The 22601-nt window shown below is 64.4% G+C and carries 22 protein-coding genes and 2 pseudogenes; 9 read left to right on the plus strand and 15 right to left on the minus strand.

Going from position 1 to position 22601, the window contains the following annotated elements; translation table 11 throughout:
- Window positions 1–178: 178 nt before the first annotated feature.
- The 3 genes and pseudogenes from AB4851_RS22840 to AB4851_RS22850 form a co-directional block, all read right to left on the minus strand.
- On the minus strand, window positions 179–1627 hold the full coding sequence (locus AB4851_RS22840) for a UdgX family uracil-DNA binding protein (protein ID WP_414451565.1): 1449 nt from the start codon (window positions 1625–1627) through the stop codon (window positions 179–181).
- A gap of 9 nt (window positions 1628–1636) precedes the next feature.
- Window positions 1637–2848 (minus strand): putative DNA modification/repair radical SAM protein, encoded by a 1212-nt coding sequence (locus AB4851_RS22845; RefSeq protein ID WP_414451566.1) that lies wholly within the window; start codon window positions 2846–2848, stop codon window positions 1637–1639.
- Between the two features lie 129 nt (window positions 2849–2977).
- A pseudogene (locus tag AB4851_RS22850) lies at window positions 2978–3112 on the minus strand (helix-turn-helix domain-containing protein); the annotation flags it as partial.
- Here AB4851_RS22850 and AB4851_RS22855 point away from each other — a divergent pair.
- Window positions 3107–3442: a phytanoyl-CoA dioxygenase family protein gene (locus AB4851_RS22855; protein ID WP_414451920.1), complete on the plus strand. Its 336-nt coding sequence runs from the start codon at window positions 3107–3109 to the stop codon at window positions 3440–3442. The pseudogene AB4851_RS22850 and the gene AB4851_RS22855 overlap by 6 nt on opposite strands.
- A gap of 36 nt (window positions 3443–3478) precedes the next feature.
- On the opposite strand, the gene AB4851_RS22860 is transcribed toward AB4851_RS22855, so the two are convergent.
- On the minus strand, window positions 3479–4423 hold the full coding sequence (locus tag AB4851_RS22860; RefSeq protein ID WP_414451567.1) for a LysR family transcriptional regulator: 945 nt from the start codon (window positions 4421–4423) through the stop codon (window positions 3479–3481).
- 54 nt (window positions 4424–4477) lie between these two features.
- Here AB4851_RS22860 and AB4851_RS22865 point away from each other — a divergent pair, with 54 nt between their 5' ends.
- Window positions 4478–5347: a DMT family transporter gene (locus AB4851_RS22865; RefSeq protein WP_414451568.1), complete on the plus strand. Its 870-nt coding sequence runs from the start codon at window positions 4478–4480 to the stop codon at window positions 5345–5347.
- Between the two features lie 12 nt (window positions 5348–5359).
- Window positions 5360–6142 carry an alpha/beta fold hydrolase gene (locus tag AB4851_RS22870; protein WP_414451569.1) on the plus strand — a complete coding sequence of 261 codons (783 nt, stop codon included), beginning with the start codon at window positions 5360–5362 and terminating at the stop codon, window positions 6140–6142.
- Window positions 6143–6488: 346 nt separating this feature from the next.
- Here the strand turns inward: AB4851_RS22870 and AB4851_RS22875 are convergent, their stop codons facing one another.
- Window positions 6489–7388, minus strand: a complete 900-nt coding sequence (locus tag AB4851_RS22875; RefSeq protein ID WP_414451570.1) for a LysR family transcriptional regulator — start codon at window positions 7386–7388, stop codon at window positions 6489–6491.
- A 181-nt stretch (window positions 7389–7569) separates the two neighbouring features.
- Here AB4851_RS22875 and AB4851_RS22880 point away from each other — a divergent pair, with 181 nt between their 5' ends.
- From AB4851_RS22880 to AB4851_RS22890, 3 genes are all read left to right on the plus strand, one after another.
- On the plus strand, window positions 7570–8757 hold the full coding sequence (locus AB4851_RS22880) for an MFS transporter (RefSeq protein WP_414451571.1): 1188 nt from the start codon (window positions 7570–7572) through the stop codon (window positions 8755–8757).
- 19 nt (window positions 8758–8776) lie between these two features.
- Window positions 8777–9895: a Gfo/Idh/MocA family protein gene (locus AB4851_RS22885; RefSeq protein ID WP_414451572.1), complete on the plus strand. Its 1119-nt coding sequence runs from the start codon at window positions 8777–8779 to the stop codon at window positions 9893–9895.
- Window positions 9896–9980: 85 nt separating this feature from the next.
- The gene (locus AB4851_RS22890) at window positions 9981–10775 is read left to right on the plus strand and encodes an SDR family NAD(P)-dependent oxidoreductase (protein ID WP_414451573.1); all 795 of its coding nucleotides are present in this window, start codon (window positions 9981–9983) and stop codon (window positions 10773–10775) included.
- A gap of 57 nt (window positions 10776–10832) precedes the next feature.
- On the opposite strand, the gene AB4851_RS22895 is transcribed toward AB4851_RS22890, so the two are convergent.
- From AB4851_RS22895 to AB4851_RS22920, 6 genes and pseudogenes are all read right to left on the minus strand, one after another.
- Complete coding sequence (locus AB4851_RS22895; RefSeq protein WP_414451921.1) at window positions 10833–11315, minus strand: RidA family protein; 483 nt, start codon at window positions 11313–11315, stop codon at window positions 10833–10835.
- A 158-nt stretch (window positions 11316–11473) separates the two neighbouring features.
- Window positions 11474–11800, minus strand: coding sequence for a RidA family protein (locus tag AB4851_RS22900; RefSeq protein WP_414451574.1), 327 nt, complete (start codon window positions 11798–11800; stop codon window positions 11474–11476).
- A gap of 38 nt (window positions 11801–11838) precedes the next feature.
- Window positions 11839–13271: pseudogene (locus AB4851_RS22905) on the minus strand (FAD-dependent oxidoreductase).
- Entirely contained in the window at window positions 13268–13561 is a 294-nt protein-coding gene (locus AB4851_RS22910; protein ID WP_414451575.1) for a (2Fe-2S)-binding protein, read from the minus strand. The pseudogene AB4851_RS22905 and the gene AB4851_RS22910 overlap by 4 nt, the downstream one beginning before the upstream one ends.
- Window positions 13545–14654 carry an NAD(P)/FAD-dependent oxidoreductase gene (locus AB4851_RS22915; protein WP_414451576.1) on the minus strand — a complete coding sequence of 370 codons (1110 nt, stop codon included), beginning with the start codon at window positions 14652–14654 and terminating at the stop codon, window positions 13545–13547. The genes AB4851_RS22910 and AB4851_RS22915 overlap by 17 nt, the downstream gene beginning before the upstream one ends.
- 39 nt (window positions 14655–14693) lie before the next feature.
- Window positions 14694–15527, minus strand: a complete 834-nt coding sequence (locus AB4851_RS22920) for a transporter substrate-binding domain-containing protein (RefSeq protein WP_414451577.1) — start codon at window positions 15525–15527, stop codon at window positions 14694–14696.
- A gap of 307 nt (window positions 15528–15834) precedes the next feature.
- Here AB4851_RS22920 and AB4851_RS22925 point away from each other — a divergent pair, with 307 nt between their 5' ends.
- Window positions 15835–16791 (plus strand): LysR substrate-binding domain-containing protein, encoded by a 957-nt coding sequence (locus AB4851_RS22925; protein ID WP_414451578.1) that lies wholly within the window; start codon window positions 15835–15837, stop codon window positions 16789–16791.
- 490 nt (window positions 16792–17281) lie between these two features.
- On the opposite strand, the gene AB4851_RS22930 is transcribed toward AB4851_RS22925, so the two are convergent.
- A complete protein-coding gene (locus tag AB4851_RS22930; protein WP_414451579.1) occupies window positions 17282–17908 on the minus strand; it encodes a TetR/AcrR family transcriptional regulator in 627 nt (208 codons plus the stop codon).
- 240 nt (window positions 17909–18148) lie between these two features.
- Here AB4851_RS22930 and AB4851_RS22935 point away from each other — a divergent pair, with 240 nt between their 5' ends.
- On the plus strand, window positions 18149–18574 hold the full coding sequence (locus AB4851_RS22935) for an H-NS family nucleoid-associated regulatory protein (protein ID WP_414451580.1): 426 nt from the start codon (window positions 18149–18151) through the stop codon (window positions 18572–18574).
- 96 nt (window positions 18575–18670) lie between these two features.
- Here AB4851_RS22935 and AB4851_RS22940 read toward each other — a convergent pair whose 3' ends face one another.
- From AB4851_RS22940 to AB4851_RS22950, 3 genes are read right to left on the minus strand one after another with little or no spacing between them, the layout of a single operon-like run.
- Entirely contained in the window at window positions 18671–18970 is a 300-nt protein-coding gene (locus AB4851_RS22940) for a YciI family protein (protein ID WP_414451581.1), read from the minus strand.
- Between the two features lie 13 nt (window positions 18971–18983).
- The gene (locus tag AB4851_RS22945; protein ID WP_414451582.1) at window positions 18984–20114 is read right to left on the minus strand and encodes a muconate cycloisomerase family protein; all 1131 of its coding nucleotides are present in this window, start codon (window positions 20112–20114) and stop codon (window positions 18984–18986) included.
- Window positions 20115–20159: 45 nt separating this feature from the next.
- Window positions 20160–21506: an MFS transporter gene (locus AB4851_RS22950; protein WP_414451583.1), complete on the minus strand. Its 1347-nt coding sequence runs from the start codon at window positions 21504–21506 to the stop codon at window positions 20160–20162.
- A 103-nt stretch (window positions 21507–21609) separates the two neighbouring features.
- Here AB4851_RS22950 and AB4851_RS22955 point away from each other — a divergent pair, with 103 nt between their 5' ends.
- Window positions 21610–22506 (plus strand): LysR substrate-binding domain-containing protein, encoded by an 897-nt coding sequence (locus AB4851_RS22955; RefSeq protein WP_414451584.1) that lies wholly within the window; start codon window positions 21610–21612, stop codon window positions 22504–22506.
- Window positions 22507–22601: the final 95 nt, after the last annotated feature.

The following is a 22601-nucleotide window of genomic DNA, read 5'->3' on the forward strand; positions in this document are numbered from 1 at the left end:
TTTTTCTTTTTCAGCCTATCCAGCCCATCGGCTGGCGTTGGCTTGATCCCTGCAACTGAGGGTTGCCGGCACACCTGCCCAGGGGCCGTGGGCATCGCGAAGCCATGTTCACCTCCTGGCACAAAAATGATCCGAAGGATGCACAGGTCATTCTTCGGATGCCCCGGCGCAGCACTGATCAGCGCCAGGCATCGGCCATTTCACGCGCAAGGACGAGTGCCCGGGTCATGTCATCGAGCACTTGGTCGCGCGAGTTTCCATCCTGCTGGCGCAATGCGAACGACGGGTGATAGGTGGCGATGGCCCATCCACCATCGATCTCGAAAGGTGCATTCAGGTAATCTCCAAGGCTGGCTTTCCTGCGCAGCAGCGTGGTGAGCGCCGTGGCGCCGAGCGCCACGATCACGGCAGGTCGCACCGTGTCCAGTTCACGCTCGAGCCAGTAATGGCAGGCTTCGATTTCACGTTGCACGGGCGTTTTGTGCAAACGGCGTTTGCCGCGCGGCTCCCATTTGAAATGCTTCACTGCATTGGTCAGATAGACCTGATCGCGCAACAAGCCCGCGCGCTCGATGGCAACGTCGAGCAGTTGTCCCGCCGGCCCGACGAACGGTTGTCCGCTCAGGTCTTCCTGATCGCCCGGTTGCTCGCCGATCAACATGATTCGAGCGCTGCTCGGTCCCGCGCTGCCCACCGCCTGCGTAGCGTTCCGCCACAAGTCGCAACGTCGGCAAGCATCCAGCGAAGAGGCTTGCTCTCGAACCGGTTGCGCCGCGTCGGCTTCGACAGCAATCGCTTTGCCGGCCAGCGTGCCGACACCGCTGGCTTGAGCGAGCCGCCGCGCGCCGCTCCTGGCTTCGCTGATCATGCCGGGAATCAAACGCGCCTCGGGCAAGCCCTTCCAGAAACGCACCGGCATATGCTGCTCCAGCGCGTTTTCGTTCAATCGTGCCGGGTTGAACGTGCTCCGGTAATACGCGAGCCACAATGCCTCGGCCTCATCCTCGGTGTCGTGACGATGACCACCCGGCAACGCGCAATGCGTGTCCAGATGCAACTGGCCGCCGTCCCAGAAGGCGGCGCCGCGAGGGGTGGTGATGAGCCATGAGGATCGGCCCATGCGCTGCGCAAAATGTTCCGCGGCCCACTCGAGCACGTCGTGGTCGGGCTCGTACCAGGCAAGGTATTCGGGAGCGGCCTGGCCGTTCGGCTGCTTGCGAAATCGCACATAGGCAATCATGTCGTGCTGGGCGCGGCGCACGCTCTTGGCCATGCGGTAAAGGCGTGAGCCGTCGGAATCGGCGGGCGATGCCGCCGAGCGGTCGCCGTGATGCCAGCGCCACAGCACCTTGTATAAAAACGCCCAGCGCTGAGGATCGCGAAACGATGCGGCGTCTTTCAGCAGCGCCGCGAACGCCTTCGACACCTGAACTTCGGCACGGCGGGGTGAAGCCGCGGGCGTGCCTGGCGATTCCGGCGCGTAGTCGATCAAGGCTTGCTGCTGCGGCATCTCGATCGCCTCCGCGAGATGCCAGTGGATCGACGCCGGCGGAAGGTCTTCGGCGAGGGCCGCAAGCGAGGCCGCGCGCCACGCGGCAAAGCGATCTTCGATCACGATGGTACGCATCGGCCGTCCTTACAGCAGCGCGAGTTGCACCGGCGGTGGCACGAGTACGCGGCGCAGTGTCTCCGACGACGCATCATGCAGGGCGGCGCGATAATCCTGCGTCACCACGAACGGCCGGATTTTCTCCATCGGACAGCGCAGACGCACCAGATCCTCGTAACGGACGCGACGCGTGCACCGCAATTCGACGATGCGTTTTGCGTTGCGCATGCCGATGCCGGGCACGCGCGCGATCATGCGAAGCGGCGCGCGGTTGAGGTCGACAGGAAAATGCTCGCGATGAGCGAGCGCCCACGCGAGCTTCGGATCGATATCAAGCGTCAGATCTGCGCTTTGCTCGAACAGTTCGTCTGCACGGAAGCCGTATCCGCGCAGCAGAAAGTCGGCTTGATAAAGCCGATGTTCGCGCAGCAGAGGGGGCGCCTGCGCGGGCAAGGAGGACGGGCTGTCTGGGATCGGACTGAAGGCCGAGTAGTAAACGCGCTTGAGCTTGAACGAGCCGTAGAGCGATTCGGCCGTCTGCAGGATGGTGCGATCGTTTGTCTGGTCGGCCCCGACGATCATTTGCGTGCTTTGCCCCGCCGGTGTGAACGGTGGAGCCTTCGTCTCGGTCTGCGCCTCTTCCTGGGCAAGCCGGATCGATCCCATCGCCAGCTTGATGGTTCGCAGGTTCTTTTCCGGCGCGAGGCGCGCGAGGCTGCCGTCCGTCGGCAATTCGATGTTCACGCTCAGACGATCCGCATAGCGGCCGGCTTTCGCGATGAGTTCGGAGTCCGCGTCCGGAATGGTCTTGAGATGCAGATAACCGCGGAACTGGTGGTCCTCCCGCAGCGATTGCGCCACGCGCACCAATTGTTCCATCGTGTAGTTGGACGACCGGATGATGCCCGAACTGAGGAACAGGCCGTCGATATAGTTGCGCCGGTAAAAATCGAGCGTGAGATCGACGACTTCCTCGGGCGTGAATCGTGCGCGCGGCACATTGCTGGAGCGGCGGTTCACGCAGTACTGGCAGTCGTACAGGCAAAAGTTGGTGAGCAGGATCTTGAGGAGCGACACACAGCGCCCGTCCGGCGTAAAGCTGTGACAGATGCCTGCGCCGATGCTGGCACCGAGCCCGGCAACACCGCGCGAACCGCGCTTGGGTGCGCCGCTGCTGGCGCAGGAAGCGTCGTACTTTGCCGCATCGGCCAATACCTCGAGCTTCTTCTGCAGTTCCACATCATCACCAATACTGTATATACATACAGTATTTTACGTGGGCGGGCGGGGAGCGCAAGCGGAAAATGAAATCGCTTTTGGGGCGGAATCGAAGGGCAGGCCGGGCCGCAAATCGGGCGGGCTGCGATGCGGGACGCCGAAGTTTCGCCGGAACATCGCGGTAAACGCGCTGGGGCTGCTGTAGCCGCAATCCAGCGCGATATCGATGATCCTCCTGCCCTGAGCCAGTTGCCGGAGGGCAAACAGGAATCTGGCCTGGTGTCGGCGAGGCTGGCGCTCGGTTTCGAGCGTTCTTCAAACGGCGCGATCGAGTTCATACCGCGCTCGCATCGGAGGCTCCTCGAGCGGCGGCGTTTCGACGATGCGCTTTTTTTCCGGGAGACGCTGGCCGAGAATCGAGATGTCATCGACACGCGCGTGGAAGTCGAGATGAGGCCGGGCGATGTCGTGTTCTTTCATTGCAAGACATTGCATCGCGCCGGCCAAAACGGATCGGAGCAGGTGAAGCTTTCGCTCGATTTCGCGTACCACGGTACCGGTAACTTTCCGGTTCAGGGAACGCGATCGGCTGGCATGCCGTCCATCGCCATGTGAACACCATCGCGATGCCGGCTGGGCAGTCTCCACGACTCAGTCGATCTTCGCCGCTCTCCGAAGTGCGACGTCGTGCGCCACCGCCGCCAACGCCGCAGCCAGCTCTCCGTCGTCGTGCGCGACCCGGACGTGCGTCTCGGGCAATTCGGGCAATGCCGCAGCCAGCGGGGCCGGCAGCAGATCCTCGTCCGACATGGACGCGGGCAAGGCCGCAATGGCCAGATCGGCGCGCACCGCGGCCGCCTGGCCGGCGGGCGCGTCGCTGCTATAGGCGATGCGATAGGCCCGGCCATCCGCCTCCAGTGCGTTCAGGGCCACTTCGCGCCAGGCGCAGCCCGTCACGGCCACGGCCAGCGGCAAGGGGTCGACGGAAATCGCGCGCCCGCCGCGCGCCGTGAGCCATACCAACGGTTCGGACCAGACCTTCCGGGACGGTATGGTCGGCGGGCCGACGTCGCTGAACAGCACGACATTGCTGCGTCCTTTCGTGAAACCGTGCATCACGCTCGACGACGCGCCCAACTGCACATCGATGCGAATGCGCGGATGGCGCTCGGCCATCTGAAGCAGCAGTTCGGGCACGAACGTCTTGCCGAGATCGTGCGGCGCGGCGAGCACCACGCGTCCTTCGAGCGACGACCGGGAGAACAGCGCAAGGGTTTCGTCATTGAGCGCCAACAGGTTGCGCGCCTGCCGCAACAACAGCTCGCCGTGTTCGGTCAGCGACACCCGCCGCGCATCGCGTTCGAGCAGACGATGCCCGAGCAGCGCTTCGAGCCGGGCGATTTGCAAGCTGACGGCGGATGGCGAGAGGTTGACCCTGGCCGCGGCGCGCCGGAACGAGCCCGTTTCCTGGATCGCCACGAAGCTGCGCAGCGCTTCCAGACTCAGCGTGCGCATCGACGGCGGTATCGCCAGCGTTGAGTTTTCCTGTTTCATAGGAGAAGTAAATTTCGTTTTTGTAAACGTCGTTCGGACCATACCATGCCGTCAATCCAATGAAACCGGCAATGTCTCGTGTCCCCTTCCCGCAATTTGACGTTCGGCCTGATGTGGGCCGCCACGGCCATCCTGATCTGGTCGGGATCGTTGATCCTGCTGCGTCTCGGCGTCACCACCGGGTTGACCGCCTATGACCTGACCGCACTGCGTTTCGGCGTGGCGGCTACCTTGCTGCTGCCGGTGCTGGTCCGCGGTGGCATCGCGACCGACGGCCCGGGCCTGGTCGGCGTGCTGGCGATGGTTGCGCTGTTCGGCGCGCCCTATGTGCTGTTGCTGTCGCTGGCCGTGAAGACGGCGCCCGCCGCTGCGGCCGGCGCACTGAACCCCGGCGTCATGGCGATCGCCTCCGTGCTGCTGGGCCGGGTGCGCCATGCGCAGCGCATCAACCCGGCGCGCTGGCTGGGAATCGGCCTGACGCTGGCGGGCATCGCGGCGTTCGTTGGGACGGCGGGCGGCCTGGCGACGGGCCATTTCGTGCTGTTCGCCACGGGGCTGATGTGGGCGGCCTTTGCCGCCTTTGTCCGCGCCCGGCGCGTGCCGGCGCTTCGCGCCACCGCGCTCATCGCCGTGGGCTCGGCGGTGCTGTATCTGCCCGTCTACCTGCTGGCGCTGCCGGTCGGGATCCTCCACGCAAAGCCGGCCGACGTGCTGCTGCAAGCCGTGTTTCAAGGCGTACTGGTGACCACGGTCGCGGTGTATGCCTTCGGCAGGTCGGCGGAATTGCTGGGGGCGGAAGTCGGCACCAGCCTGCCGGCCTTGATTCCCGCCGTCACGCTGGCGCTGGACACGTTCGTCATGGGCGACACGCCACGGCCGTGGGACGTGGCGGCGGCGTGCCTGGTCACGGTGGGCATCGCGCTGATCCTGCTGCGCGCCCGCCGGAGGCCCGGATCGAAAAATTAAGTCGCGAGCCCGGTGCTCGCATTACATCGATCAACAAAGGAAAGGAAAAACACGATGGCAACATTCGTTCTGGTCCACGGCGCCTATCAGGGCGGCTGGGTGTATGCGCGTCTGGCGCGCAAGCTTCGAGCGGCGGGGCACGAGGTCCATACGCCCACGCTGACGGGGCTCGGCGAGCGCTCGCATCTGGCCGATCGCGCGATCAATCTCGACACGCACATTCAGGACATCGTCAACGTCTTCAAGTTCGAGAATATCGACGACGCCATTCTGTGCGGCCATTCCTATGGCGGCATGGTCGTGACGGGTGTCGCGAACGAGATCGGCGCACGGATCCGCTCGCTGTTCTACATCGACGCCTATGCGCCCACCGATGGGCAGTCGCTCGTCGACATCACCGGCCCGGAGATGGCACAGGCGTTTCTGGCGCAGGCCGGCGCGAATGGCGGCATGTTGCCGCCGATTCCGGCCCGTCTGTTCAACGTCAACGAGGCCGATGCCGCATGGGTCGACGCGACGAGCGTGCCGCAGCCGCTGGCGACGTTCGTGCAAGGCGTTCGGGCCGGCGTGGATGCGACGCGAGTGTCCCGGCGCACGTTCCTGTTTGCCACCCGGAACGGCGGCAACTGGTTTGCCTCCACCTACGAGAAGCTCAGGCACGAGGCGGGGTGGACCGTTCATACGCTGCCCTGCGGACACGCGGTGATGTTGGACCAACCGGACGAACTGGCTGCGCTGCTATTGCAGGAATGTGCCGCCGAGCCGGGCAGCGGCGACGAGCAGGCGCCACGCTAGGCGAGCGTATCGATCGCGCTACGGCGCCGGCCCCTGGAATTCGGCGTGCCGTCTCAGCCAACTGCCGCCCGCTTTCACCGGGCCGCGATTGGCATGGACGGCCAGTTGCGCGCGCGCATTCGGGTAGCGGGCGACCTGACGAATGACGGTTGGCAACCTGAACCGCGTGTTTCGGAGTTTGCCGAGATGGAGCGCAGCTCGCGGACCTGACCAGGGTGTCCCGCCGACTTGGCGCGGCTCACCCGAGCCTGCGCATGATGCTGCGGGCGTCGCATCGTCTGCGGCACGGCAGGACGAAGAAAGCGCGGGCGGCAGTGATCAGACAAATACCGAGTGCGTCGCAATGCTAGGGCCGTTCGGCGGCCATCTTCTCGACGAGAAAGTCGACCAGCGCCCGCACTTTCGGCGAAGGGTGGCGGGAGGATGGCCAGAACATGCGGAACGTGACTCGGTGCAACTCGGTGAAATCCTGAAGGACGACTTCGAGCCGTCCTGCCGCCAGCGCCTCGCGCACCGTGAACTCGGGCAGGCAGGCAATCCCCAGCCCGTTTTCCGCGAAACACAACCGCCCCTCCAGATGGTTCGCGACCATCGACACCGGCAGCGGGATCTCGCCCTCGTCGCCCCAGGCCAACGGCCAGCGTTCGAGCTTGCCGGTGCCGTCGAAGCAGTGGTGCAGACAATCGTGCCCGGCCAGATCCGCCGGCCGCTCGGGCCGGCCTCTGAGCGCCAGATAAGCCGGCGACGCGACCAGCAGCATGCGCCAGCTTCCAAGGGCACGAGCATTCAGCGCGGAGCTTTCAGGCTCTCCGGTGCGGATGACCGCGTCGAATCCTTCCTCGACGACGTTGACCATCCGGTTGCTGAGATCGAGATGAAGCGCTATGGCGGGATGCGCGCGCATGAACTCGGCCAGCAACGGCAGGAACAGCGTACCGACCATCGGCAGACTCACCTTGAGGCGGCCCTGCGGCGCCCCGGCGGCGCGTGACAGCTCGTGTTCGGCGCCCTGAACCTCGTCCAGGACGCGCCGGCAACGAGCGAGGAACATCGCGCCCTCGGCCGTCAGGGTGACGCTTCGCGTACTGCGGTGCAGGAGCCGTACCTTCAGGCGTTCCTCCAGGCGGGCCATCCGCTTGGCCACGGCCGAGGCCGAGACGCCGGTGGATCGGGCGGTCTCGGCGAAGCTGCGCGTCTCCGCGACCTGCACGAACACGGCGAAATCGTCGAGGCTGTCGAGCATCATGGGCTTCACTCCGGACATTCCAGTCATGAGAGATAGGAAGTGTACCCACCTTTATCCGGAATGATGTCTTCCCTATCGTGAAGGCCTTCTCTTCTCGAAGGCAATGCGATGCAAGCCACATCCTGCAAATTTCGGCACCGCGATCCCGTCGCCCGCCGGCGGCCCATCCAGGGGCGCGATCATGCGTGAGGCGAACCGCTTCCCCTGGGCCGGCCTGCTCGCCCTGGCCGCGGCAGGGTTCGTGGCCATCCTGAGCGAGGCGTTGCCGGCCGGCCTGTTGCCCGCCATCGCCACCGATCTCGGCATTTCCGTCGGTGCGGCCGGGCAGTTGGTGACGCTGTATGCCCTGGGCTCGGTGGTCGCCGTGATTCCGCTGGTCAAGGCCACGCAGGCCTGGCGTCGCCGGCCGCTGCTGCTGACGGCCATCGGCGGCTTCTGCCTGGTCAACGTGGTGACCGCCCTGTCGAGCTCATTCGCGCTGACGCTCGTCGCGCGGTTCGGCGCGGGCGTGTTCTCGGGGCTGCTTTGGGCGCTCCTGGCGGGACATGCGATGCGCATGGTGGCGCCTGCATGGCAGGGGCGGGCCATCGCGGTCGCGATGGTGGGGACGCCCTTGGCGCTGTCGATCGGCATTCCGGCAGGAACACTGCTCGGTGGCCTGGTCGGCTGGCGCTGGTCCTTCGGGGTGATGTCGCTGCTGGCTGTAGGCTTGTGGGCCTGGGTGAGGCTGGGTGTGCCGGACTTCCCGGGCAAGACGGGCGACGCGGCGCACCGCGTCGGCCGAGTGCTGGTTCTGCCGGGATTGCGCCCCGTGCTGGCGCTCACCGTGCTGTACGTGCTCGCGCACAACATGCTCTACACGTACATCGCGCCGTGGCTGACGTTCCTGCAATCGGGCGTTCGCGTCGACGTGGCGCTGCTCGTGTTCGGCCTGGCGGCGCTGGGCGGCATCTGGCTGACCGGGATGCGGGTCGACCGGTGGTTGGCACCGCTCATCCGCACGAGCATCGTCGCGTTCGCCGCTTCGGCCCTGGTGGCCAGCCAATTCGGGCATTCGGCGATCGTGCTCCTGGCGTGCATCGCGCTCTGGGGCCTTGCCTTCGGCGGAACGGCGACGCTGTTCCAGACCGCCTCGTCGCGGGCCGCCGGCGACGCGGCCGACCTGGCGCAGTCGATGCTCGTCACGGTCTGGAACGCGGGCATGGCGGGCGGCGGACTGCTTGGCGCCGCGCTCCTTCCGTCGTTCGGCGCCGCTGCACTGCCGTGGGCCGTGCTGGGTTTGCTGGCGGCCGCCTGGCTCGCGTCGATGGGCTTGGGACGGTCAGAAACGCCCGTGGCCGGCCAGGGCGCGCCATCGAGGGAGTTCTGACATGCCCCGAGACGTTTCAATGATCCGGCCGCATCCCATCGCCAACATCCGCATCGGCATCGTCGGCGCCTCGCCGGAACGCGGCTGGGCTGCCATGGCGCACGTTCCGGCGCTTCGCACGGTGCCCTCGATGACGCTTCAGGCCGTGGCCACCCGGCACGAACGATCGGCCCGTCTTGCCGCCGCCGCTTTCGGCGCGCCGCTCTGGTTCGACGATGCCCACGAGATGATCGCGCACGCGCAGGTCGATGCGGTCGTGGTCGCGGTGAAGGCGCCGGACCACGCCCTGCTGGTTCGGCAGGCGTTGCTTGCAGGCAAGCCCGTCTTTTGCGAGTGGCCGTTCGGGCGCACGCTCGAGGAGGCGCGAGAACTGGCGCAACTGGCCTGCGACCGTGGCATTCCGACTGCGGTGGGGCTGCAGGGCCGCTTCTCGCCGTGGCTGCGACAGGTGCGCGAGATCGTCGCGACCGGCCGGCTCGGTCGAATCCTTTCCACGTCGCTCCTTGCCTGGGACGAACTGTCGACGGGTTCGATCGACCAAGGCAACGCGTACCTGCTCGACGCCGCGAACGGAGCGAATCCGCTGACCATCCACTGCGGCCACTACATCGATTCGCTGTGTTTCGTGCTCGGCGAGTTGGACAGCGTCTCGGTCACGACCGCGATCAGTCGGCCTCGGGTCGTGGTCCGGCAGACGGGCGAGGCCCTCGCGTCGTCGTCGCCCGACCAGATCGCGATGTGCGGACAACTGAACGGCGCCGCGTTCAGCTTCCACATGCGTGCCGGCAGCGGCGACCCGTCGTTTACCTGGGAGATCCAGGGCGAGGATGCCGTGCTGCGCGTGACGTCGAAGGGACAACTGATGTGGCGGCCGCTGAGGCTGGAACGCCGGGACACCCGCGAAAAGCGATGGGAAACGATCGCACCGCCCGATGCTTTCGAAGCCGGCGGCGGCCTGCTCGCATCGGACAGCCCGGCACGCTTCGTCGCCGCGGCCTACGAGGCCTTCGCCAGCGATATCCGGACGGGATCGCGGCTATCCGCATCCTTCACCGAGGCACTCGCGCGCCGCGAGACGATGGAGGCCATCCGCACGGCCGCCGTCACCGGCACCCGCTGGCAGCCATCAGGCGCCTGACTCTCACCGCATTGCACGTATGCGCCATGGCCGGACAGCGCTTTTCGGCCAAACACCCTCTCATCTTTCAACGAAGGAAAACGCCATGAAAATCGACCTCGGCGGCAAACGCGCCATCGTGAGCGGATCGACGGCCGGCATCGGCCTCGCGATCGCTCGCGGCCTCGCGGCCGTCGGTGCGCGTGTCATTGTCACCGGGCGGACCGACGCGCGCGTCCAACACGCCATCGACGACATTCGTTCGACCGTGCCCGGGGCAGCGCTCGATGGCGTGGCCGCGGATCTCGCCACCGCAGCGGGCGCCGGGGCGCTCGCCGAACGCGTGGCGGACGCCGACATCCTCGTCAACAACCTCGGCACCGCTGTCCCCAAGCCGTTCGGCGAACTCACCGACGACGACTGGCTGAGTCTCTTCAATTTCAACGTCATGAGCGGCGTGCGCCTGACGCGCCGATACCTGCCAGGCATGGTGGATCGGGGCTGGGGCCGGGTGGTGTTCATCAGCAGCGAGTCCGGCCTGCATATCCCGAAGGACATGATCGACTACGGCATGACGAAGACGGCACAGCTTGCGATTGCGCGCGGCCTGGCCGAATCGGTCGCCGGCTCCGGCGTGACGGTCAATTCGGTGCTGCCTGGGCCCACCCGCTCCGAGATTTTCGCGAACTGGCTGGAGCCGGTGGCCCGCGAGCAAGGCAAGACGCTGGAGCAGGTGCAGAAGGACTTCATCGACACCATGCGCCCCAGCTCGCTGATCGGCCGCTTCGCGACCACGGAGGAAGTGGCGAACATGGTGGTGTATGTCTGTTCGGTGCAGGCCTCGGCGACGACTGGCGCGGCGCTGCGCGTCGATGGCGGCATCGTGCGCTCGCTCGGATGATCGCTGCGGGGCCACGTTCGCCTTGAACACGACCGAGTGCGTTTGCCGGGGGCGGATTCAGCAATGATCCGGTTTCAACCGGAACAGGAAGTCGATTTCGACCGACGCGCCTTTGGGCAATTGCGCCACGCCGACCGAGGTTCGCGTATGCACGCCGACGTCGCCCAGCACGGCGTAAAGCACGTCGGACGCGCCGTCGGCGACTTCACTTTGCTTCGAAAAATCGGGCGCGCTGCGCACGAAAACCGTGATGCGCGGCACCGCCGCGATTCTGTCGAGCGATCCGCAATGATTCCGTATCAGCGTCAAGGCGCGCAGCGCGGAAATGGCCGCCGCGCGGCGGGCGTCGTCGAGCGAGATGTCGTCGCCCGCCACGCCGATGAAGCGCACCACGTCGCCGACACGCGGAATCTGCCCGGACACGTAGGCGAGATTCTCGTCCACCACGACAGGCCGATAATTCCCGCCGACCTTGATCTCCTCGGTCAAGGGAAACTGGAAATCGTTCGCGAGTTGCTGGAGCACGTCGAATCGGTTCATGGTGTCGTCTGGCGGAAAGGGGCAGTGGGGGGAGCCGTGGAAGTGTAGCGCGCTTGCAATCGGCCTGATCGGAGTTTCGATGCTCAGGCCGGCTCGGAATCGAAATCCAGGGGGCAGTGCGATGCAATGCTTCCGCCCCGCCCGCAGCCTGAAGACATTCAATTCGACACGGCGGCGGTGACGCTGAATTCGACAAGCAGTTCCGGCAAGCCGAGGGTGGCCTGCACGGTGCAACGCGCCGGAAGGTGATCGGGATCGACCCACTGTTGCCAAGCGGCGTTCATGCGATCGAAATCGCCCATGTCCTTCAGGTAAATGGTGACCGACAGCAGATGGCGCTTGTCGCTGTCGGCGTCGGCCAGCAGCGCGTCGATCCGCCTGAACGCTTCCCGGCACTGTGCTTCGATCGAGCGAGCGCCCGGTTCTCCGGACGACGTCTGTCCCGCCAGGAACAGCAGATTTCCGAAGCGCACCAGCTTGCTCATGCGCGCATTGCCGGGCGTTCTGAGGATGAGTGCATCATTCATTTCGGGACCCATTCGGTTGGTTTTGCCGCGTTTTCGTCGGGGATGAAGGAGGCCGCCAGATCGGCGAGGCTCACCGGCTTGATGGGGGGGCGCAGGGTGTAGTAACCCGTTTCGTCCATGCGTTGCCCGTTCTGTTCGGCAAGCAGTTCGGACACGGTCAGGCCGCACAGCCGACCCTGGCACGGCCCCATTCCGCATCGGGAAAACGATTTGGTCTGGTTGGGGCCGACGCAGCCGAGACGAGCCATGTCGCGGATCTGCCCGGCCGTTACCTCTTCGCAGCGGCACACGACGGTTTCGTTCGCCGGACGGCGGAACGGCTCGCCCGGGCGATACAGCGCGTCGAGGAACGGACGGACGCGGGCATGGCGTTCGCGTTGGCGATTCAGCGGCGCGGCCTGCTCGCTCAACGACGCCGCGCTCAACGCGCCAAGGCGATGGGCGACGGCGAGTGCGGCGCGCTCGCCGTCGATTCGTGCAGCGATCGCGCCGCCGATACCGGCGCCGTCTCCCGCCGTGAACACGTTCGGGACCGATGTTTCGCCCCAACCGTCCGTACGCGGGCGCCAGCAGAGCTGAACGTCGTTCCAGTCATGGGCGCAGCCCATGGAACGCGTCAGTTGCACGTTCGGCACCACGCCTTGATGCAGCAGGACGAGGTCCGCCGCGATCGTGGCGGATCGGTTTCCCGAGCGATACGTGATGCGCTCGGCGTGCCCGGCACCTTCGATCGAGAACGCGTCCACCTCGCGAATGTGGGCGATGCCGGCCTTCTTGATGGCGCGCAGCAGTTTCATGCCCTTCAGCAGATAGTTCGGACTGCGCAGCGCCGGCGCGAGATGTTTCAGCGCCTGACGGAAGTTGGCGGCGGGCGTGGTTTCCAGGATTGCGACCGGCGGCCTGCCTGCCTGAATCAATTGCCATGCGAACAGGTAAAGCAGCGGTCCGCTGCCGCACAGCACGGTCGGCACGTCGGGCAGGAGTCCGGCCGATTTGACGAGCGTTTGAGCCGCGCCGACACCCATCACGCCGGGCAGCGTCCACCCCGGAACCGGAAACGGGCGCTCGTACGCGCCATTCGCGATGACGAGCGCTCGACACCGTATCTGGCCGCTCGCGGCGGCGCCGCTGCGACGTGTGAAGCTGATCTCGAGCGCCGGGCTCACTTGCCAGGCGAGCGTGTTCGGCCAGTACGATACGGACGACGCACCGAACTGCTTCACCAGGTCGGCGCCGTCCGTGTAGTCCGAGCCGAGTCGTGCCGGGTCGGGCAGGGGGAGCGTCCGACGTTGCGATAGATCTGTCCGCCGGGCTGCGAATTTTCATCCATGACCAGCACCTTCAGGCCGAGCCTGTCGGCACGCAATGCGCATGCCATGCCCGCGGGCCCGGCACCGATCACGACGAGGTCGAACGATTCGATCGTCATTGAAGGCTCCTTGCGCCGTTCATGAAGTTCACGCGCATGCCGTCCTTCACCTCGACCATGCAGGACTGCCGATTGGGCTGTCCGTCGATCTCGACGAGACAGTCGAAGCACACGCCCATCATGCAGAAGGGCCCGCGCGGCGCGTCGCCGACCGGAGTTCGCCGGAAGGTCCGGACCCCCGCATGGAGCAGCGCAGCGGCAACCGTCGTCGATTCCGGCACGTCGACAAGCCGGCCGTCGATCTCGATGCGAATCAGCTTCGGTGTGCTCCCTTCAATGGGGCTGAACATGGAATCGCCTTGCTTGGAAATAGTCGAGAATGGCCGGTCGCTGGCCGCCCAGCATCCACGGCACGAGCAGCTCGCAGTGAGCGGCAGCGAGCGTTACGCCGCTGTGGCAGGTGGTCAGGAAAGCGCCGGGGCAATCGATCGATGCGTCGTAGATCGGCATGCTGTCCGGTGTCATCACCCGTAGCGCGCCCCATGCCCTCACCACATTCACGTCCTGCAGCAGCGGAAACGGCCTGATCGCCTTCCGAGCGATGTGCGCGACGATATCTGCCGACACGCCGGCATCCATCCCCACGTCCTCGGCGGATTCCCCGAGCAGCACCGAACCTTCCGCGGTCTGTCTCACCGACAAGGTGGGAAAGTGGAGGAAGGGCCGGACGCGCTCGGTGACCAGAATCTGGCCGCGCAGCGGCACGACGGGAGCATGCAGGCCGACCATCGGTGCGAGCTCCCGATTGCCGAGGCCCGCGCACAGCACGAGCTTCGCACTGCCGAACGATCCGGATTCCGTATCGAGACGAAAGCTGTCGCAAGTGCGCTCGATCATCGTGACCGTGGCGTTCGGCACATAGGCGCCACCCGCCTTTTCGAAGGCGGAAAACAAGGCCCGCAACGTGTAGAGCGGGCTGACGTGGCCATCGTTCTTGGAATACACCGCCCCGACGACGTCGTCGGCGATGTCGGGCACCATGGCCTTCAGGCGGCGATGATCGAGCACGTCGTAAGTCAGTCGTGCATCCTGGCGAAACAGATGGTCGACGTTCTCGATGCTTGCCGAAAGCGCGTCCTCGGTCAGGGCAAGGTTCAATCCGCCCGGCCGCGCATACCCGAGGCTCAGGCCGGATATGTCTTCCAGCTCCCTTGCGAAGGCCGGCCAGAGCCGGGACGATTCCAGCGACCAGCGCCCGTAGTCGGGTTGCTTGCGGCCCTTGCCGGACACCCAGATCAGGCCGAAATTGCCGCGCGCGGCGCGCAAGCTTGAATCTTCACCGTCCAGCACGACGACGCGCTGGCCGCGCTTGGCAAGTCCATAGGCGATCGCCATGCCGACCAGACCGCCGCCGACCACGGCGAAATCAAACGTGTTTTTCATTCGGGGCTTTCCTCGATCGAGCCATTCCGCAGGCAATGCTCACCGCGGCGTCAGATCGGTTTTCATGTATTGCAGGGAAAGCCGCGACAGCGTGCCGTCGGCCTTGACCGAGGCGATGGCCTTGTCGAATGCATCGCGCAATGCCGTGTCGGACTTGCGCAACCCCATGCCCACGCCTTCGCCCCAGATTTTTCCGCCGATGACAGGTCCGATCAGCGATAGATCGTTGCCCGCGTTGTTGAGCAGGTAGACAGTGTTCTCGACCGATGCATCGATTCGGCCGTTCTTCAGGTCGAGATCGCGATCCTTGGAACTGCGGTATTCGCGGATCTCCGCGATGTCGGAGAAGTTCGATCGAACGAAGGGCACATAGGTCGTCGCGGTCTGGACACCGATCACCTTGCCCTTGAGCGCGGAGCGCATCGTCGCGAGCGCAGTCTTGGCGTCGGCTTCGGAGTCGATGGTCACGAGGCCGGTGTCGAGTTTCCCGAAGGCGCCGGCGTGGCCTTTCGCGGTGACGAAGCTCGACGTGACCGTGGCGTACGGAATGCTGAAATCGATCGCTTGGCGGCGCGCGTTCGTGATGGCCATGCCGTCCATGATCACGTCGAATTTTCCCGTATTCAGCGCGGGGATCATGCTGTCCCAGTCGGCGGCAATCTGTTTGCAGCTCAGGTGGGCACGCTCGCACAGCACCTTGGCCAATGCCGGCTCGAAGCCGCCGAGCGTGCCGTCGGGGTTCGAGAGATTCCACGGCGTGTAGCTGCCCTCGAACGCTATCACGACGTCTTTCGCTTGCGCCGGCAGTGCCGCGACGATTGCGCAGAGGCTGCCGATCAAACACACCGCGCGTTTCAGTGTCTTGTTCTTCATGATGTCCGGTTCCGTGGAGTCGCGTCCTGGGTTGACGGCTGAAGCGAGGTAACGGGTCGTTCAGCGTTGACTCATTTTGGGATCGACGCCCGGCGGCCTCAATTGCCGCAAAAATGGTCGTTCATTCCAAAAAGGTATGAGCGCTTGTTGGCTATGTGACGGGAGTCGGGGCCGGGTCGTCGCGTTTCGACGGAGCCGGAAGAGGGGCGGCTTCTCTGCTTGATTGCCAAAGGTTATGATCTAGCCGATCCGGCCGTATGGGCTGGTGACTGAAGGAAGGGACGCCAGCGATATCGGGGAGGGTGGGGTGAGCGATTTTTCATTGCGCGAGCTTGAGGTGTTTGCCGCAGTCATGCAGCATGGCACCGTGACCCGGGCGGCCGATTTTCTCGATATCGCCCAGCCCGGTGTGAGCAAACTGCTCGCACGTCTCGAAGCCAAGGTGGGCTACAGCCTGTTCAACCGGCAGCGTCAACGTCTGGTTCCCACCGCCGAGGCGATTTCGTTGTACGCCGAAGTGGAGCGCTCCTTTATTTCGGCCAGGGAAATCATGCGGCTTGCGCGGGATCTCGGTGATCTGCGGGCAGGTCGTTTGAAAGTCGGCATTCTTCCCGCGTTGGGAAGCGGCGTGATGCCAGCCATCATCCAGCGTTTCCAGGCCGATCATCCCGGTGTCAAGTTGACGGTCAACATCCGCTCCACGCAAACCCTCGTCGAATGGGCCGGGCGAAACCAGCTCGATCTGGCGATCGGCGTGACCACCAGCATCGATCATCCCGCCGTCGTCCGGCGAACGCTTCCAGCGGTGCCGGTGGTGTGCGTGGTGCCCGAAGGGCACGCGTTGGCGAAGGTGGAGGTGGTCACGCTTCAGCATCTTGAAAACGTGCCGCTGATTTCGCTGCTCGCATCCGATCCGCTGGTGGCGCAAATCGAGCGCCACGCCGCGCTCGCCAATCTGCGCATTCCCGTTTCGATCGAAACCAATCTGGCCGCCACGGCCATTGCGTTTTGTCAGGCCGGAGCGGGCGTGACGGTTGTCGATTACCTGTCGGCCAGCGCAAACGCGACGCAGGGCGTGGTCATCAGGAAGTTCGAGCCGGCGCTGTCGATTCAATACAGCATCTATCGACAGAAGGGCAGCAAGGCATCCGCGCTGACCGATGCCCTGATCGAACGGATTGTCGACGAGCTGACACGGGCGATCGCCGAATGCGATGTGGTGACGCGCGTGCGGGCCGCGATCAGATCCGGCAGGCTACGGTAATTGGTGGCGCTTGGCGCGTGTTCCGCGGCTCATGCTTCGGATGCTATCGCGTCGGATTGGCCAGCGGGCGCTGCCGATCCGAAACTGTTCGGTATCAACCCGCAGGGCGCCAAAGGCCGGGCAAGTTCTCGGACTTGGGGGGCGCTTTCTTTTTCAGCGCATCACACAGTCCATCGGCGAGAAAGGGCGGGCTTGAGCCTGTCGTTGGGGTGGGGCATCGATCGATATTCCCCCGCTCAGTCGCCGGAGTCTTCGCGCTGATTCCGTCGAGGCGCTTTATCGACGCGAAAACGCGTGCATGGCTCGAACTGTTGAAGGCCGAAACGCCAGCGGCACTGGAGCGTGACGTCCGGTTTTTCGAGCCTGGCCAAATGGCGAGGAAGAATCGCTAGTCAAGCTTGCCGTGCCGCTTCATCGGAGCCGAAACCCCGGTGTTTGATGCGTTGCGGAACGCACCGGCTCCCGCTATCGCCGGCGGCCGCCGCGCCGATCAACGCACCGGCGCCGCCGCCGCCAGCAAGCTGCGCAGGAACACCATGATCATGTGTCCGATCGGCGCCTCGGACAGCATCGAACGCTGCAACGCCAGGCCCTGCGAAAGCCCCATGAACGAGATGGCCAGCACGATCGGCGGCTCCGGCGGCACCTTCCCCAATCTGGCGAAAATCTGCGCAATGCAATAGGCGAGACCGTCGCGATGCGCATCGAGCAAGGCCTGCGAGGTCGCCGCAAAATCGCTGTTGCGCCCGCCGTGAAGCTTGAATTCGACGCCCAACACCGACCACTCCGGCTCGGCATCGAGCGTTCGCGCCCAGGATTCCAGCGCATTCAGGATATCGTCCGCGGAGGCCGCCGGGTCCCTCAGCGCGGCGGCGATGTCGGCCACTTGCGACGTCGAGCGCTCCTGCATCAGCGCCAGGAACAGCGCGTCCTTGCTGGCGAAGTTCGAATAGAACGCACCCTGCGTATACCCGGCTTCGGCCGCGATATCCCTGAGCGACGTGGCGCCGAACCCGCGCTCGACAAACAGCCGTTTCCCCGCGGCAAGCAAATGCGCACGAGTCTGCAATCGGCTTGCTTCGCGGCTCAGTCGTGGGGGTTGGGTCGCCGGTTTCATGGCACGAAGGATATCAGTTGATATTTAAAATTCAACTGGCTATCATTGCGTTTTCCTTTCAAATATCACTTGATATGCGAAAGGATGCGAAGCGAGTTCGTCTCCGTGGCGGGTCGTATCGGACCGGCTCGGGACATGCCGGCGAAGCCGGCCGAAAACACCGGCTCGTTTCAAGCAATCGATTAGTCATGCGAATGGTTTTTGCGGTTCTCATGAGAGCGTGAGGCAGGAAAGCGGAAGATGAATGCAGGAAGAACCCGAAAGGCCCGAAAGACATATCCGCAGCTCGTCGCGGAGCTGGCCGCGCTGGATGAGCAAATCGAGCGCACGCGCGCCCGCGAGCGTACCGATGCGATCGAGGCGGTTCACACGCTGATGGAAACCTATGCGATCAAGCATCGCGACCTGATCGGCAGAAATGGCGGGCGCGGCCCGTACGTCGTGAAAGCGCTGCCGGTGCGGTATCGCGATCCGGCGAGCGGGCGGGAGTGGTGTGGGCGCGGCAACGTTCCGCTCTGGATCAGGGGCAAGGACCGCAGCCAGTTCGCCGTCATCGAGCCGGCCCACGCCTGCAAAAGCCGAAACGGCGAGAGGGAGCATGAGCTGGGGGACGCGAACCTCGCCGGACGCACCATTCGGCCCGACCGTAAAAAATCCCCGACTTGAGCCAAAGATTTCATTGCGCGTTCGGCTTATCCCTCAGATTCGGCGGCTGCCCGATTGTCTTCATGCCGCCGCCGCGGTTTTCCGGAGTGAGGTCGATTATCCGAGAAAACAGATTCCATCCACGTAGGCCTTGCGCCAGCGTGTCATGTTGATCTTTTCGAAGAGACCGACCTTGTAGAAGGGATCGGCTTCGATGAACGCTTGTGCAACGTCTCTTTCCTCGGTGTCGACGACATACAGTCCGCCGCCGAGGTCTTTGCCGTCGTCGTTCAGCTTCGCGCCACAGGCGAGAAGGAAGGATGCATGTTTCGCCAGATAGTCGAGGTGTTCGGGTCGTGCCTCCAGTCGCAGCGGGAAGCTATTGGGGCGGTCCCAGGTTTCAATCACGTACGGCATGGTCTTCTCCCATTTAAATTGCGCGCTTGTAACGGCCGCCGTCACGGCGATAGTAGGAAAGCTTGTCCTCGTCGATTCGCATGCCGAAACCCGGGCCTTGCGGCACGGTCAGATGGAAATCCTTGTATTCAGGCTGCTCGACGGTAATCGAATCGGAAAAGAGCAGGGGGCCGAAGAGTTGGCAGCCCCAGTCGAGTTGGTTGGCGGTTGAAAAAATCTGCGCGTACGCCGCCGTTCCGATGCCGCTTTCGAGCATCGTCCCGCCGAACAGGGAAATGCCGGCGGCTTCCGCAATGTTGATGACCTTGCGGGTCGGCGCAATGCCGCCGTGCTTGGTGACCTTGATCGAGAATGCATCGGCCGCGTTCCGGCGGGCGAAATCAAGGGCATTCTCGACGGTTTCAATCGGCTCGTCCGCCATGATCGGTATCGTGAAGCGCTCGCACAAGCGGCGCATGCCGTCGACATTGGAGCGGGGGAGAGGTTGCTCGACGACGGCGATGCCGGCATCTTCCAGGCGTTCGATTGCCCACGTCGCAGCGGATTCGTCCCAGCACTGATTCGCGTCCACATGCACTCGCGCTCGGTCGCCAAGCGCGTGCTTGATTGCGCAGGCACGTTCCACGTCTTTGCGCAGCTCGCCTTTGCCCACCTTGACGAGGAAGAGCTTGTGCTGGCGTTGTTCCAGCTTTTCTTCCGCAAGCGCGATATCGCTGTGTTCTTCCCCGTTGCCAAGCACCAGGAGAACCGGCAACGCGTCGCGTACCGATCCGCCGAAGAGTGCGGACGACGCAACACCCAAGCGGCGCGCTGCAAGATCGACACACGCCATTTCCACGGCGGCCTTCGCATAGTGGTTGTCCTTCACCGATCCATCCATTTTCTTGTGGAGGAGTGCGAAGTTTGCCGGGTCCGCGCCGAGCACCGCCGGCGCGAGATATCCGTCGATGACGGCCTTGATGGCTTCGACGGTTTCGGCGCCATAGTGCGGAATGACCGAGGCCTCGCCGAGGCCCACCGCGCCGTCGGCGTCGCGCACGCGAACGATCACCAGGCTCTGGCTGTTGATCGTGGCCATCGCCAGCTTGTGAGGGCGAACGGTTGGCAGATCGATGACGATGGATTCGATGGAAGTGATTTGCATGGGCATGCCGTAGTGGATAGTGCGGGTTCGAAGGAGGTCTTCTCTCTAGGCGCCGCGGCTGCGCGCAACGCCCAGAACGAGCGTCATCGCGGAGATGGCCAGCATCGCGCCGATGCAGGCAAATCCGGCGTAAAGACTGCCCGTCAGATTGCTTGACCCGCCGACAATCAGAGGGCTCACGAATCCGCCGATCGCCCCCGCGCTGCTGATGAATGCGATACCGCCCGCCTTTGCATTCGGCGCCAGGTAGGCGGGCGGAATAGTCCAGAACACGGCAAGCGCGGCCCATGCGCCGCTTGCCACCAGGGCCATCAGCGCGACGATGCCAAGCGTGCTGTTCGCGGCGAGCGGCAGCAGCGCCAGGCATGCCGCCGCGACAAGCATCGACAGTGCGAAGTGCCAGCGGCGTTCCTGGCGCCGGTCGGAACTCCGGCCTACGAGGAAGATGCCGATCATGGCCGCTGCCGGTGGAATGGCCGCGAGGAGCCCGATCGTCGTGATGTCGATGCCGAGCTTTTTCAGCAGCGTGGGCGTCCAAAGCGAGACTGCCTGCGTGCCGGCAAGAATGGACAGGTAGGCCAGTGCGAACAGATAAACGGTCGGATCGCGGAACGCTTGCGCGAGCGCACCGCGTGAATGCGTCTCGGCGGGCTTGTCCGCACCAAGGCGTTCACGAAGCAGCGTCTTTTCTTCCGGAGACAGCCAGTGCGCCCGTTCGGGCTTGTCCTGAACGTAGAAGAAGCAGAAGACGCCAAGAAGAATCGCCGGGATGCCTTCATAGATGAAGATCAATTGCCAGCCGCGCAACGCGTGCAATCCATCCAGCGACATCAGCCAGGCCGACAAGGGGCTGCCGATAATGCCGGCGATGGAAGCGCCCATGGCGAAAATCGCGGTTGCCCGGCCCCTGATTTCAGGCGGAAGCCAATAGCTGAAGTAAAGGATGATGCCTGGAAAGAAGCCGGCTTCGGCCGCGCCGAGCAGGAACCGCATGACGTAAAACTCGGCGGGCGTCGAGACAAACCCCATTCCGACGGATAAGGCACCCCACAGCACCATGATTCGAGCGAACGTCAATCGTGCGCCGATGCGAGCGAGAAGCAGGTTGCTCGGCACTTCGAAAAGGAAATAGCCGGCGAAAAAGAGCCCCGCGCCCAATCCATAGATCGCCTCGCTGAACGACAGGTCGGTCATGAATTGCAGTTTTGCAAACGCCACGTTGCTGCGATCGATCTGCGCGATGACGTAGCCAATCACGGCCAGCGGAACGATTCTCCGAAACAGCTTGCGATCGAGGGCGCGCGAGGCGTTCTTTTCCGCGGTCGCGGTAAAAGCGGCGTGGTCGGTAGGGCCGTGGGCAGTGGCCGAATACGCCTCTGACTTTGTTTGCATCGCTGTCTCCTCTATCGTTTTTTCAGTATGTTTCGGCGGATCGATTGCGTCCAATAATTATTTGGCCGGTATACGATTGCGATTCGTGATCGATGGAGGGGCTATGGATTTAAGGTGGATTCGTTCGTTTGTCACGCTCGCGGAGACCTTGCATTTCGGCCGGGCGGCAGAAAAATTGCGGCTCGCGCAGCCGGCCATGTCGCAACATATCCAACGGCTGGAATCCGCATTGGGGGTCAGGCTGTTGGATCGGGGGCCGCGCAATGTCAATCTCACGCCGGTCGGGCAGGAGTTTCTGGTGGAGGCGCGGGGCGTTTTGGCGCAGCTCGAGCGGGCAAGCTTGGTCGCCGCACGCGCGCAACGCGGAGAGGTCGGCCGTCTGGAGATCAGCTATGCGAGCTCGATGGTGTACTCGGGGATTCTTCCGGCGTTGCTGTCCGCCTTCGAGCGCATCGCGCCGGACGTGGCGGTCGGCCTCACGGAAGCCGACCAGCAATCGCAAATCACGTTTCTCGAGGAGGGACGCGCGGATGTCGCGGTCTTGCGATTGCCGGCCGGCGAATTGCCGGCGATGTTGCGGACCGTCGTGGTACGCAGGGAGGGCGTCATGGCCTGCCTGCGAGAAGGCCATCGACTCGCCGGCAAGCCTGTCCACGTCGCCGACTTGCGGGACGAACCGTTTCTCGCCACTCACCTGCGAGAAGGGCATGGCTTTTACGACACGGCACTGCGCGTTTGCCGCGCGGCCGGCTTCGCGCCACGCATCGTCAGTCGCTCACATCAGTTCTCGACGATCGTCGGGCTGGTCGCCGCAGGACGCGGCGTGGCGCTCGTGCCCGAGTCCGTGGCCAAGCTCGCATTGCCGGGCGTCGTGTATGAAGCGCTGGACGACTGCGAACTCATGTCGGACATGGCCGTCGCGTTCCGGGCCGAAGGCAACGCGCCGTGGACAGTCCGTTTCATCGAGCTCTGCGCGAAGTTCATCGATCGGGTGGACTGATTCCCGCCAACCTTGAGAAGCCGGGGCGGCACGCGGCCCGTTGCGCGATCGAATCGGGCGCGCCATGCCTCGCCAAGGCTCGCGAAGTCTCGATC

The organism is Burkholderia sp. 22PA0099, from assembly GCF_047497165.1.
Classification (GTDB): domain Bacteria; phylum Pseudomonadota; class Gammaproteobacteria; order Burkholderiales; family Burkholderiaceae; genus Burkholderia.